The 11,952-nt window shown below is 69.2% G+C and carries 14 protein-coding genes and 1 pseudogene; 10 read left to right on the forward strand and 5 right to left on the reverse strand.

The features are described 5' to 3' along the window. The 3 genes and pseudogenes from KV557_RS43835 to KV557_RS40315 all read left to right on the forward strand — a co-directional run. Positions 1-299 (forward strand): annotated as a pseudogene (locus KV557_RS43835) (hypothetical protein); the annotation flags it as partial. Positions 300-408: 109 nt separating this feature from the next. Further along, positions 409-876, forward strand: a complete 468-nt coding sequence (locus KV557_RS40310) for a MarR family winged helix-turn-helix transcriptional regulator (RefSeq protein ID WP_218207024.1) — start codon at positions 409-411, stop codon at positions 874-876. 2 nt (positions 877-878) lie between these two features. Further along, positions 879-1,340 carry a MarR family winged helix-turn-helix transcriptional regulator gene (locus tag KV557_RS40315; protein WP_218207026.1) on the forward strand — a complete coding sequence of 154 codons (462 nt, stop codon included), beginning with the start codon at positions 879-881 and terminating at the stop codon, positions 1,338-1,340. Positions 1,341-1,381: 41 nt separating this feature from the next. Here KV557_RS40315 and KV557_RS40320 read toward each other — a convergent pair whose 3' ends face one another. Further along, positions 1,382-1,618, reverse strand: a complete 237-nt coding sequence (locus tag KV557_RS40320) for a thiamine pyrophosphate-dependent enzyme (protein ID WP_256178686.1) — start codon at positions 1,616-1,618, stop codon at positions 1,382-1,384. A gap of 290 nt (positions 1,619-1,908) precedes the next feature. On the opposite strand from KV557_RS40320, the gene KV557_RS40325 reads away from it, so the two are divergent. Continuing rightward, positions 1,909-2,115, forward strand: coding sequence for a hypothetical protein (locus KV557_RS40325; RefSeq protein ID WP_218207027.1), 207 nt, complete (start codon positions 1,909-1,911; stop codon positions 2,113-2,115). A 54-nt stretch (positions 2,116-2,169) separates the two neighbouring features. Here the strand turns inward: KV557_RS40325 and KV557_RS40330 are convergent, their stop codons facing one another. After that, positions 2,170-2,940, reverse strand: coding sequence for an SMI1/KNR4 family protein (locus KV557_RS40330; RefSeq protein WP_218207028.1), 771 nt, complete (start codon positions 2,938-2,940; stop codon positions 2,170-2,172). A gap of 155 nt (positions 2,941-3,095) precedes the next feature. Between KV557_RS40330 and KV557_RS40335 the strand changes: the two genes are divergently transcribed. Together KV557_RS40335 and KV557_RS40340 are read left to right on the forward strand one after the other, a co-directional pair. Beyond that, on the forward strand, positions 3,096-3,713 hold the full coding sequence (locus KV557_RS40335; RefSeq protein WP_218207029.1) for a hypothetical protein: 618 nt from the start codon (positions 3,096-3,098) through the stop codon (positions 3,711-3,713). 38 nt (positions 3,714-3,751) lie between these two features. After that, on the forward strand, positions 3,752-4,492 hold the full coding sequence (locus tag KV557_RS40340) for an isocitrate lyase/PEP mutase family protein (protein ID WP_256178687.1): 741 nt from the start codon (positions 3,752-3,754) through the stop codon (positions 4,490-4,492). Between the two features lie 238 nt (positions 4,493-4,730). On the opposite strand, the gene KV557_RS40345 is transcribed toward KV557_RS40340, so the two are convergent. Together KV557_RS40345 and KV557_RS40350 are read right to left on the reverse strand one after the other, a co-directional pair. Continuing rightward, entirely contained in the window at positions 4,731-5,057 is a 327-nt protein-coding gene (locus KV557_RS40345) for a hypothetical protein (RefSeq protein WP_218207031.1), read from the reverse strand. A gap of 28 nt (positions 5,058-5,085) precedes the next feature. After that, entirely contained in the window at positions 5,086-5,457 is a 372-nt protein-coding gene (locus KV557_RS40350; RefSeq protein ID WP_218207032.1) for an ArsR/SmtB family transcription factor, read from the reverse strand. Positions 5,458-5,916: 459 nt separating this feature from the next. On the opposite strand from KV557_RS40350, the gene KV557_RS40355 reads away from it, so the two are divergent. From KV557_RS40355 to KV557_RS40370, 4 genes are all read left to right on the forward strand, one after another. Then, positions 5,917-6,612, forward strand: coding sequence for a Tat pathway signal sequence domain protein (locus KV557_RS40355; RefSeq protein ID WP_218207033.1), 696 nt, complete (start codon positions 5,917-5,919; stop codon positions 6,610-6,612). Between the two features lie 462 nt (positions 6,613-7,074). Next, positions 7,075-8,745 (forward strand): DUF4158 domain-containing protein, encoded by a 1,671-nt coding sequence (locus KV557_RS40360; protein ID WP_218207034.1) that lies wholly within the window; start codon positions 7,075-7,077, stop codon positions 8,743-8,745. 12 nt (positions 8,746-8,757) lie between these two features. Then, the gene (locus KV557_RS40365) at positions 8,758-10,296 is read left to right on the forward strand and encodes a Tn3 family transposase (RefSeq protein WP_218207035.1); all 1,539 of its coding nucleotides are present in this window, start codon (positions 8,758-8,760) and stop codon (positions 10,294-10,296) included. A 214-nt stretch (positions 10,297-10,510) separates the two neighbouring features. Continuing rightward, entirely contained in the window at positions 10,511-10,945 is a 435-nt protein-coding gene (locus tag KV557_RS40370; protein ID WP_218207038.1) for a VOC family protein, read from the forward strand. Positions 10,946-11,014: 69 nt separating this feature from the next. On the opposite strand, the gene KV557_RS40375 is transcribed toward KV557_RS40370, so the two are convergent. Continuing rightward, positions 11,015-11,782 (reverse strand): transposase, encoded by a 768-nt coding sequence (locus tag KV557_RS40375; protein ID WP_218207039.1) that lies wholly within the window; start codon positions 11,780-11,782, stop codon positions 11,015-11,017. Positions 11,783-11,952: the final 170 nt, after the last annotated feature.

Here is an 11,952-nt window from a genome sequence, read left to right on the forward strand (position 1 = left end):
TCGGGAAGGGGCCGTCGGAAAAGGACCCGAACCACGGGCACCTCGTCGGCGGCCTACTTCACTCGGCGGGAGGCCGCGCGGAAAAGGACCTGCTCAGTCAGGCACCTCGCCGCGCGGCCGACCCAACCTCCTGGATGAACAACTTCGGCAAACTCCGCCGCTGCACTGAGCGACGAAGAGCCCCTGTCGAGTTCTTCATCTCCCTGGCCAGTGTCATCATCACCGTCCGCTGCCTGATCCGACGCGCCTGGACCCTCTACCGCTGGGACACCCGCCCTCGAAGCCCCCGAATCCGATGACCTACGGGCGGACGCCCTAAGCGAGAACCCCTGGCACTTCCGTCGCGGCCTCGTTCCCGATCGCTCGCGATAGTAGCCATATACTTAATATCCATGTACTGTATCTGCCATGAGCGGAGCACATCCCAACCCCACGCCAGGCTTCCTGGTCTGGCGTCTCTCGATGAAGTGGCGGGTGGCGGTCGACCGGGCCATCGGCCCGCTGGGCCTCACCCACGCCCAGTACTCGCTGTTGGCCTCACTGCTCGACATGCAGCAGGCCCGGCAGCAGCCCAGCCAACGCCAACTCGCAGACCACACCGGCCTCGAACCGCTCTACGTCTCGAAGCTGGCCCGCGCTCTGGAGGCCGCCGGTCTCGTCGCGCGCACCCCTGACCCCGCCGACACGCGGGCGGTCCGGCTGTCGCTCACCGACCAGGGCCGCGAGGTCACCCAACGCGCGATCGAGATCGTCCAGCAGCGGATGGACCAACTGCTGGCGCCCACGGGTGGCCTGGATGGCGCACGCACCAAGGTGTTCGCCCGCGAGCTGGCGGCCCTGCTCGACGTACCACTCGACCCTTCGTCCAAGGAGTAGTCATGTCCACCACCGCCCCTGCCGCTCCCGCTATCAACGGCCAGGTCGTCGGCCTGGCCCATTACGCCTCGCGTGCCGTCCTGGAGCGCGTGTTGGCCCGCAGCGGCACCACGTTTCAGCAGTCGCTGGCGCTGGGCGCCGTCGCGGGCAGCGGCGATGCCGTCGACCGCGACCAGCTGGTCACCCAGATGATCGAGCGCCTGAAGATCGACGAGTCGGCGGCATTGGAGACGATCGCCGAGCTGACCGCCTCTGGTCTGCTGGAGTCCCTGCCCGCCGAGGAGTCCCGCCTGCGGCTCACGGATGTGGGCCGGACGCTGAGCGGGGAGATCCGCGCCGCCGGCGCCGAGATCGCCGCCCGCCTGTACCGCGACATCCCCGCCGAGGACCTGGCGGCTGCCGCCCGCGTACTGACCCTCGTCACCGCCCGGGCCAACGCCGAACTGGCCGGCGCCGAGCAGTAGCCGCCACCAATTGCCGGCCCCCTACTGGCGGACGCTCTAAGTCAGAGTGCTGCCTTCTGGGGCTGCGTGGAGACCACGATGACCGTTGTGGTGTCGGCGGCGAGGGCCTGGGTGAACTCGTGTTCCAAGTCCTTGGTGGTGTCGACGTCGACGGCGCGGCAGCCGAAGCCGCGGGCCAGGGAGGCGACGTCGATGCCGGGAAGGTCGAGCCCCGGCACGCCGGGTGTTTCCTCCAGCTCCGCGAAGGATTTGAGGATGGAGTACTCGTTGTTGCGCATGACCACGACGGGAGCAGCCGCCGGGGGGGGCGCTTTCGTCGTGTTCACCGCAGGTTGCGCCGTTCGCGTGAGCTTCTCAAGGGCCCCAACTCTCGCTCTGTCGAACGCAAGTCCACCATAAGCCCCGCAACCTGGCGAAGAGCGTGACGGTGGAATAGCCCGCCGTCTCACCGACTCACCGTCTCACCGTCTCACCGTCACACGAAGCGGGGCCCGGCCGACGTGCGAACGGCCGGTCCCCGCTTGGGCGTTGGCACAACCGCGCGTTCTACCCGCTCACCGACAGGCACGTGGCCGAGGCCGTCAACGCCCTGGCCCAGTTCGGGCCGGGCGCCTACGAGTACGGCCCCGGACGCCTCTCGCCCCGGGTGTTCTGGTGGCGCGCCGGCACCCTGACATCGATCACGGTCTTCGACCACGAGAGTCGGACGATGAGCATCTCCCCGCCCGACGAACTCATGACGATCATGCGGCGACTGGCCAACACCGCCGGCTGACAGATGCGCACACGGCCGCACCGGAGGCCAACGCGGGGCCAGGCAGTTTCTCGGTCAACGCCCTTCCTCGGTGCCGGCGGCCAACCAGCCCAGGAGGTCGTCGGTCACCCACTCGCCGACGCCGGGGCTGTCGATGTCGTTGTCACCTGCGCCGAGGTCGAGACTGTAGACGGATTCCCGGTCACTGCTCCCGCGGCGCATGAACAGGCCGCGCCCGCCGCTGTCGTCGCCGATGAGCACCCAGTCCGGCTGGTACTCGCTCACCTCGTAGGTCTCGTTGCGTTCGAGAATGTCCTGCGGACCGTAGACCGCCACACCGTCGGGGAGGAGGACACCGGGCGTCGACCGCCAGAGCCGGGCCAGCGCGGGAGTGGGTCCGTCGCCGAGCCCGGCGGCTCGCGCCACGCGTACGGTCAGGAAACCCGCGAACGAGTCCGCCACCGGTTCCTCCGCGCCGCTGCGACGATCGCGCCGGATCACCGCGTGCTCCTCGCCCGTACCCGGCTCCGCGGGGCGGTCGAGCGCGAAGTGGTAGGTGTCGCCGCCTGGTTCGGCGTAGAAGCAGAGCCGGTCGCCGTCGAGGCGCCACTCGGCGGTGAGGTCGTCGGTACCGCGCCCGCCGGGCGGGGCGAGAGCTGCGAGCGGCACGCCTTCGAGCTCGCCGGCGTTGTACTCGGCCAGCCACCACCGGTACGACGGCGCGAGCGGGCCCATGGCCGACTCGGCCGAGCGGATCCACGCCTCCGGCGCACCGAACCCGGGTCGGGTGGCGATCGCGGGCGATTCGTCGATCAATGCCCGAAGGAGGACCAGGTCGGGGGTCACGGCCGCGAGTCTGTCACATGGTCGCGTCGAAGAGGCGGGGGAGCCCGGGTCTTCGCACCTCTGCTCCGGAAGCGCAAGTCTCCACACCCGAGGGGTGTCGAACGCGTTTGGCAACCCGGTGAACCTACCCGGTCACAGCACACTAGCCTGGCGCCATGCCCTTGATGAGCCATGCCGTGCTGACCGACCCGGAGTTCGTCGTCCCGCCGGTGCCCGACTCCCCACCCGGCGGCGTCGCCTGGCTGAGGTCGTCCGTCGCTCGCTTCAGCAGCGGTGCAGTTCACTGCCGAAGGCGTGACCTGGCGGTCGTCGAACTGGCGTCCGTCGATCCGAACGGTCTTCGGCTGCGGGCGGCCGAGCGCGGGGACGGGCCGGTCGAGGTCCTCGCCGAAGCGCTCGGCCTGCCTGCGAACGTCGCTGACGATGTGACAGTGGTGGCGAAGTCCTACCAACCTCACACCGCAATCACCGAGGACGCGGATCGGGCGGTCGCTCGGCTGGTCGAGGCCTGCGGCGGTGTCGCCGACGAAGCCACGGCCAACCGGATCGGGTTGCTCGTTCAGGCCTGCGACGCGACGAAGGCCCTGGTGGCGAACATGGTGGCCGGTCGAACCGATCCGCCGGTGCCCCTGACCCGCCGAGTGGCGCCGGACGGCACGCTCGTGGAGGTCAGCCTCGCCGAAGTGCCTTTCGGGATCGGCCCGCACGCATGCCCCGGCCGTGAGCACGCGCTCGCGCTCGCGGCCGGCCTGGTGGAAGCGAGGACCCGTTGAACACCGTTTTCCACGCATTGCATCACGCGGACCGGCCCTTGCTGTTGCCCAACGCCTGGGACTTCGCGTCGGCCGCGGCGCTGGCCGCTGCCGGCTTCGCCGCTGTCGGCACGACCAGCCTCGGTGTGGCCGCGGCCAACGGCCTGCCCGACGCTGCGGGATTGGCCCGCGACGAAACCGTCGCGCTGGCGAGGAGGCTGGTCCGGTTGCCGTGTCCGGTCACCGTGGACATCGAGGCGGGCTTCAGCGCCGACCTGGGGGAAGTAGGTGACCTGGTATCCGAGCTGGCTGACATCGGGGTCGCCGGGATCAACCTGGAGGACGGGCGTGGCGACCGGCTGGCCGACCCCGCGACGCAGGTGGCGTTGATCCGCGCGGTGAAGCTCCGTGCGCCCGGAGTGTTCCTCAACGCCCGCGCGGACACCTACTGGCTGGGGGTCGACGCCTCGGTGCCCGCGACGCTGGACCGCGCGCGACGGTACGTGGACGCGGGCGCCGACGGGATCTTCGTGCCGGGCCTGGTCAGGGAGGAGGACATCGCCGCCGTGACCGCCGCCGTTCCGGTGCCGGTCAACGTGCTGCACCTGCCCGCCCTCGGACTCGACCGGTTGGCGGAGTTGGGCGTGCGGCGGGTCAGCACCGGCTCCCTGCTCTTCCGCGCAGCCCTGAACGCCACGGTCACCACGGCCCTCGCGGTCCGGGAGGGCGAGCCGCTGCCCGCCGGTATCCCCGGCTACGCGGAGGTCGACGCACTCAGCCGCCAGATCGATTCCAGGTGATCGTCGGGTAGGCGTAGATCATGTGCCGTAGACGCTCGACCGGGACCTCGGCCTGAACGGCCACGGCCGGCCCGTACAACTCCGGCCAGCCCCGCACGGCCCCCGACCTCCCTCTCGCTGCTCGGCGACGCCTGACCGCTGTCGCCCGAGGGCAGGGGGCAGGCGCCCGCCCGGTGGGCGGCGGTGTCCCGGGTCGGCCGATTCCGCAGGCCCGGGCCCCTGAACGGACCCGCGACGTTCATCGGTGAGTCCCGGGATGGTGATCACTCGTCTCGGCCGAATCCGGCAGGCCGTCCCGGTCGGCGGGGTCGTTGCTGGTGGGCCGGCAGCAGGCCGCGCGGTGGCGGGCCCGGCGGACCGCCAGGGCCACGGCGCCGAGGGCCGGCAGGACGGCTGCGGCGATCACCCACGGGCTGCCGAGCCAGGCGCCGATCCCCGCGAGGGCGCCACTGGCGATCAACGCGGGGCCGGCGCAGCACAGGACCATCAGGAGGACGAGGCCGATCCCGGCGCCGACGGCGCCGGAGCCGGGGCCGTCGGGGGAGCGGCGGGAGGGAGTGGGCATGGCGGCCTTCCCTGGTGTCAGTCGGTTGTCAGCCGCGGGGTGGGATGCGGGGGCAGCAGTCGAGGGCGGTGGCGTTGTCGGCGGCCAGGGCGCGGGCGAGCACGAGCAGGTCCACGATCCGCGGGTCGCCGACGGAGTAGCGCAGCTTCTTGCCGTCGCGCCGGGCGGTCACGTAGCCGCAGTCCACCAGGCAGGACAGGTGGACGGACACCCGTGGCTGCGAGATCCCGGCGTGTTCGACGCACTCGGCGGAGGTCCGCTCGCCGCGCAGGATGAACTCCAGCAGCCTGAGCCGGGTGGGGTCGGACAGGGCGCGGAAGAACCGGGCCACGGTGTCGGTGTGGGAGCAGCCGCTGTCGGCCGGCGAGGTGGCTGTGGCGGCGAGAAGGGAATCGGTCACGGCGGTACGCCTCCAGAACTGCGACTATTCGCCTATCCGCATAGTATGGCGGCATCCTGCTATTCGGCAAGCCGAATGTGACTGGGAGATCGTGCCCGGTACCGCGAAGTTCACCGGCGGCCCGGCCCTGGAGGCGGCCCTGAGCGATGGCGGCGCCCTGCGGCCCGGGCCATACCGTCCTCCCCTTATCGATGCCTTCCGGCTCGGCGTCCCGCTTACTGATCGGCTCCTCGGTCGACCCGGGACGGCCGCCTGCGACTGACCGGCTCGCCGGCCGCGTTCCGCCTCCGGGACCACGCTCCTGCACTCTTGTTGACGAAAAGTCAGCAAGTTCCGCCCATCGTCTTGACGGTGCATGAACACGGTTCTAGAACGTAATCAGCCGCCCGGATCCCCCGCTGCCCGGGAGCAACGAAAGTTCGTCTTCTCGATCCCCCTCACCGAGGAAGAGGCTTTCCCATGCGCCTTCGCCGTCACTTCGTCGTCACCGTCAACGCCATAGCCACCGCCACCGTCGCCGCACTCGCGCTGGGCGCGGTTCCCGCGTCCGCTGCGCGGGGCCTCGCCGCCACCGCGGTGCTGACCGCAGACAGCGCGGGCGGCACCGCCGTCGCGGAGGGCGACGCGCTCGCCGCACCGCTCGCCGCGAACACGAGCGCCACGTTCTACTCGACCGCGACCAGCACGACCGGCGTCACCTGCGCGGCCTCCCAGCTCTCGGCCACGGTGCTGAGCAACCCGGCGGCGCCCGGCACGGCGACCGAGTCCCTGACCGGGCTGACCTTCGACTCGTGCACCAGCAACGTCACCGGTGTCACCGCGGTCCGCAGCCTGACGGTCGGCAACATCCCCTTCGGCGTCGCCGTCGACGACGGCCCCGGCCTCCCGGTCACCCTCACCGGCGGAACCGCCGGGCCGATCCAGGCCACCGCCGTGCTCGACACCTGGTTCGGCACCATCACCTGCACCTACCAGCTCAGCGGCTCGTTCACCGGCAACGCGGACAACGCCGCCCACAGCATGGCCTTCAGCAACGAGCACTTCGCCAAGAGCGACGGCTCGTCCCTCTGCCCCGCCGACGGCTACTTCTCCGCCACCTACGGCCCCGTCACCGACACCACCCAGCCCGGCGGCCCCGCGGTCTACGTCAACTGACACCCGCGCTACGTCAACTGACCACCCGCGCCGGCCCGACCGGAGACCCACGGCCACCGGTCGGGCCCGTCCCGGATCGTCGACCTCTGCCGCCACCGAGGCCGGGCGGCTGCGCCCACCAGGTCGGTCGGCCCGGCATCGCGCCGGGCCGGGCCGGGCCGGGCGTTGCCCGGAGGGCTGTCCGGCACGGGCGCACCAGCCCACGCGGTTCCCGCTGCCCCTTCGCCCAGCATCCGCCTGTCCCCAAGTGCCCGTCCCCGAGCCGCCGATGCCACGCGCGTCCGTAGGAAGCCCTTCGCCGGAAGGCCGGCTCAAGCCCGGCCGGCTCGCAGGGGTGTGACCGAGATACGCGTCAAAGGGGCAACGGGATGATCTTGAAGTCCTGAGCGCCCGGCCCGTCACCCGTTCAGCGCAGTGTCGTTGGTGGTGATGTTGAGCGTCGTCCGGGTCCTGGGGTGGGTTGTGACATCGATCGAGCGGACCGCGTATCCGCGGTTCAAGCGGCTGATCACCGCGCACGAGCTGCATTTGTTCTTCTCGCCGACTCGCGAGGAGCTGGAGTGGGCGGCCGACGCTACCGACTCCGATGAGCACCTGCTGGCCCTGCTCCTGACGTTGAAGTCGTACCGGCGTATGGGGTGTTTCCCGGCGCTGGAGGACGTCCCGGAGATGGTGGTGGACTTCGTACGGCGGGCGGTGGAGCTGCCGGAGGGCACGCTGCCGGTGTACCGGGCGGAGAGGACGGCCAAGCATCACCGTGGCCTGGTCCGCAAGCGGGTCGGCGTGACGTACGACCAGGCCAAGGCCAGGGGGATCGTCGAGCAGTCGATTCGCAAGGAGGCGGAGGCGAAGAACCGTCCGGCGGATCTGATCAACATCGCGCTGGAGAAGGTGGTGGAGGCCGGGCTGGAGCTGCCGGGGTTCTCCACCTTTGACAAGATGGCCTCGAAGATCCGCACTGAGGTGAACGCCTCGATCCGCGCAGGCATCCACGACCGCATGAGCGCTGCTCAGCGGGCGGGGCTCATGCGGCTGCTGGAGGAGCGCGACAGCGACGGGACGACGCTGTTCAACCGCCTGAAGAAGCCCGCCAAAGGCCCGACCTGGTCGCATTTCAAGAACCTGACCAAGCGCCTGGAATGGCTGGACGGTCTCGGCGACACCGATGTGTGGATGGATGGAGTCGCCGCAGGGAAGATCACCGACTTCGCCGGGGAAGCGGACGCGGCGGATGCCTCGGAGCTGCGGGACTTCGCCCCCGTCAAACGCATCGCGCTGGTCGCAGCCCTGACGCACAAGGCGAGGATGCGGGTACGGGACGACCTCGCGACGATGTTCTGCAAGCGCGTGGCCACGAAGATCAAGAAGGCCAAGGCGGAGCTGGAGGAGATCCGGCTCGCCGAGCGGGAGATCGTCGAGGCCCTGATCGGGAACTACCGCACGGTGCTCAAGCACATCGACGAGGGCGGCCCGGCCCAGGAGGCGCTGGAGAAGGCCGCGGCCATGACCGCCGAGGCCCGTCAGGCGCTGGAGGGCCTGGACGAGGAGGCGTCGGTGGACGAGGTCGCGAAGCGGCTGGAGGGCCGAGTCTCCCCGGCCGTCCTCGCCCTGGTGAAGGCGCAGATGGTGCAGGCCGGCGGGTTCGGCGCGGTCACCCGGGCGGTGGAGGGTTTCGGCGGGTTCGCCAAGCAGTACGAGCAGATCGAAAAGGTCTCCGCCCACCACGGCAACTTCTGGGAAGTGCTGCTGTACGGGCAGATCGGCCGGGACCGGGCGGTGATGTTCGACCTGGCTGCTGCCGAGACCCTGGAGTTCACCGCGACCAGCGAGGACAGCCGGGTGTTGGACGCTCTCGGGCACGCCCAGCGTCACCAGGCGGCCCGCGGCGAGTACATCACCGCCTTCAACGAGGAGGGCGATGAGGTCGACATCTCCTTCGCCACTCAGAACTGGCGTAAGGCTGTGGTCGACAAGACCCGGACCGGACAGTTCGTCCGCAAGCACTTCGAGGCGATGGTCTTCACCGCGCTGGCGGAGGGGCTGCGTACGGGCGACGTCGCGGTGGTCGGCTCGGAGGAGTACGCCGACTGGTCCGAGCAACTGCTTGACTGGGAGGTCGTTCAGGAGACGTAGGGGTCCTACCTGGTGGAGGTCGGCCTGTGCGAGGCGGGCGAGAGCGCAGAGTTCGACGCGAAGTCCTTCCGCCGGCAGCTGGAGGACAAGCTGCGAGGCGCTGCCGCGGCGGCTGACGCCGGGTACCCGGAGAACGAGGGCCTGGTCATCGATCCGGAGACGGGCATCCCGTCGCTGAAGGCGTTCCGGGCTGACGGTCAGCGGCCCTCGGCGAAGCGGCTGGAGCAGGAGATCAAGGCGAGGATGCCGGAGCGTTCCCTGATGGGGATCGTGGCCCGGACCGCGTACTGGGTGGAGTGGTGGCGCCGCTTCGGCCCGCCGTCGGGCAACGAGCCCAAGCTCACGGACCCCTTGGGCCGCTACGTGATCGTCACGTTCGTCAAGGGCACCAACATGGGCCCCTACGAAGCCGCCCGGCACATCCCCAGCGTGAGCGGGCACGAGCTGTCGTACGTCGCCAACAAGCACTTCTCGATCATGCTGCTGAACGAGGCGGTCTCCGATCTGGTCAACGCGCACGCCCACCTGGACATCTCCCAGGCATGGGGCGACGGAACCGCGGTGGCGGCGGACGGCACCCACATGGACACCTACCTCGACAACCTGCTCTCCGAGACGAGCGTCCGCTACGGCAAGCCGGGCGGCATCGCCTACCACCACGTCTCGGACACCTACATCGCGCTGTTCACGCACTTCATCCCGTGCGGCGTGTGGGAGGCCGTCTACATCATCGAGGGCCTGCTCAAGAACACGAGCGAGGTGCAGCCGACCACGGTGCACGCCGATACGCAGGGCCAGAGCTTCCCTGTCTTCGCGCTCGCCCACCTGCTGGGTTTCGACCTGACGCCCAGGATCAGGAACTGGAAGGAACTGACCTTCTACCGGCCCTCCAAGCAGACCGAGTACGTCCACATCGACGCCCTGTTCGGCGAGCCTGGCAAGAACGTCATCGACTTCGACCTGATCGAGACCCAGTTCCGCCACCTGATGCGCGTGGCCGTCTCCGTAGGCGAGGGCGCCATCTCCTCCTCCACGCTGCTCAAGCGCCTGCGCTCCGGGTCCCGGAAGAACGCCACCTACGCCGCCTTTCGCGAGGTCGGCCGCGTGATCCGCACCGTGCAGCTCCTTCGGTATCTGTCGGATGCGCCGCTTCGCCGACGGGTGACCGCGGCGACGAACAAGGTGGAGTCGTTCAACCGGTTCTCCCAGTGGATCGGCTTCGGCAATCGCGGCGTCATCGCGGACAACGACCCGATCGAGCAGGAGAAGGCGATGAAGTTCAACGTGCTGCTCACGAACGCAGTGATCTTCCACAATGCCCTGGACATCGCGGAGATCGTCCGTCAGCTGCTGGAGGAGGGCTGGGAAATCGACCCGGAGGACCTGGCGCACATCTCGCCGTACCTGACCGAGCACGTCAACCGGTTCGGCGAGTACAGCACTCACGAGCTCGGCATCCAGCCCGAGGCGTACGACCCGAAGCTCGACGTCGACTTCACCCCGCTTCGCGAGCAGGAGCTGACCGCCGCCGGCCTCGACCAGGCCGCCTGAACCGTGAGGTGCCTAAGGGTTGTCCCGTAACTGATCTTTGGCACGAGAGTGGTTGGCCGGGATTGGATCCTGGGTCCCATCTCTTTGGGAGGCATCGCCCTCGGTTCACCCCTGCGACCGCACGACACAGCAGCGGATGGCAAGGGCCGTAGTCCCGGCAACGTTCGACCCACCCGCCCGGGGAGGTGAGCAGGGCCCCTGCTATCGTGCGCCGATGTCAACGATCAAGCAGTTCCAAGTGACCTTCGACTGCGCGGATCCTGCGCGTCTCGCCGGCTTTTGGTGCGAGGTGCTGGGGTACGTCGTACCTCCGGTCCCGACGGGGTTCGCCACTTGGGAGGACTACCATCGCTCACTACCGCCGGAGGATCAGGTGATCTACTTCGCGTGCAGTGATCCCTCGGGTGTGGGCCCGCGCGTGCTCTTCCAGCGCGTTCCCGAAGGGAAGGTCGTCAAGAACCGGCTTCATCTTGACGTGCGGGCCGGTATCGGGCTCGTGGGTGAGGAGCGGCTGGCCACGCTTGAAGCCGAATGCGGACGGCTGGTCGCGCTTGGCGCGGTACATGTGCGAACGATGCGCGCCGATGGCGAGAACGAGTCCTGCATCGTGATGCAGGACGTTGAGGGCAACGAGTTCTGTCTCGCCTGAGGATCCTCCGACTCGGCGAGGTAGGGAGCCGTCTCCCACAGACCCCTTCGGTCTCGTATGCGGCGGGAGTTATCCCGCGAGAGCAAGGTTGTGCAGCCGGGCGATGCCGAGGATGGCGTGGTGGACGCCGTCGCCTTTGAGACGGCAGTCACGCAGGATCTTCCAGGTCTTCATGCGGGCGAAGACGTGCTCGACGCGGGCGCGGACTTGCTTCTGGGACTTGTTGTGCGCCTGCTTCCAGTCGGGCAGTTCTTCGCCCTTGCGGCGCCGGTGGGGCACGAGGAGTCCGGTGCCGGGGTAGCCGCCGTCGGCGATCGTTGTGGTCTGTCCGACGGCGGCCCTCGCGCCGGATTCTGCCCACGCCTTGCAGTCATTGCGCTTGCCCGGCAGAGGGCGGCCGATGACGACGACCAGGCGGCTGTCGGCGTCGATGACAACCTGGTGGTTGGTGGAGTACCGGTAGTTCTTCGACTGCTCGGCGACCGTGTGGTCGCGGGTGGGCACCAGGGTGCCATCCACGATGAGCACGGCGTCCTTCGCGAAACGCTGTCGAGGCTGGAGAGCGAGCAGGGGACCGAGATGGTTGATGATGCGGTCTGCAGCCGACTTGGATACGCCGAACAATGGGGCGAGTTGGCGCATCGTCAAGTTCGTGCGCCAGTAAGCCGCGACCAATAGCAGCCGGTCCTCCAAGGGCAGGCCCCATGGCCGCCCCCGGCGGACCGTGCCAGCTTCCTTGCGCCGCAGTACGGTCACCAGCTTGCGGAACTGGCGCGAGCCGAGCCCCGTGAACGGACCTATCCAGGACGACTCCGACGCCGTGATCACACTAGCCACCGCAAGATCGTCTCACCGTGAGCAGCGGTTACGGGACAGCCCTTAGGGAGCGTATTTGGTCGTGATCAAGGAGCAGTTTTGGTGAGGTCCTTGATCCAGATCATTGCGCCGCGGAGGTGGAGGCCGGCGAGGTAGCTGCCGGGTGTCTTGTCGTAGCGAGTGGCGATGCC

The organism is Kitasatospora aureofaciens, from assembly GCF_019192735.1.
Lineage (GTDB): Bacteria > Actinomycetota > Actinomycetes > Streptomycetales > Streptomycetaceae > Kitasatospora > Kitasatospora aureofaciens_A.

Bases quoted from the DNA above. Each gene is read 5' to 3' on its own strand.
- KV557_RS40345 (WP_218207031.1), bottom strand. From the start codon at position 5,057: ATGCCCACTCCCTCCCGCCGCTCCCCCGACGGCCCCGGCTCCGGCGCC.
- KV557_RS40370 (WP_218207038.1), top strand. From the start codon at position 10,511: ATGTCAACGATCAAGCAGTTCCAAGTGACCTTCGACTGCGCGGATCCT.
- KV557_RS40355 (WP_218207033.1), top strand. From the start codon at position 5,917: ATGCGCCTTCGCCGTCACTTCGTCGTCACCGTCAACGCCATAGCCACC.
- KV557_RS40320 (WP_256178686.1), bottom strand. From the start codon at position 1,618: ATGCGCAACAACGAGTACTCCATCCTCAAATCCTTCGCGGAGCTGGAG.
- KV557_RS40335 (WP_218207029.1), top strand. From the start codon at position 3,096: ATGCCCTTGATGAGCCATGCCGTGCTGACCGACCCGGAGTTCGTCGTC.
- KV557_RS40310 (WP_218207024.1), top strand. From the start codon at position 409: ATGAGCGGAGCACATCCCAACCCCACGCCAGGCTTCCTGGTCTGGCGT.
- KV557_RS40315 (WP_218207026.1), top strand. From the start codon at position 879: ATGTCCACCACCGCCCCTGCCGCTCCCGCTATCAACGGCCAGGTCGTC.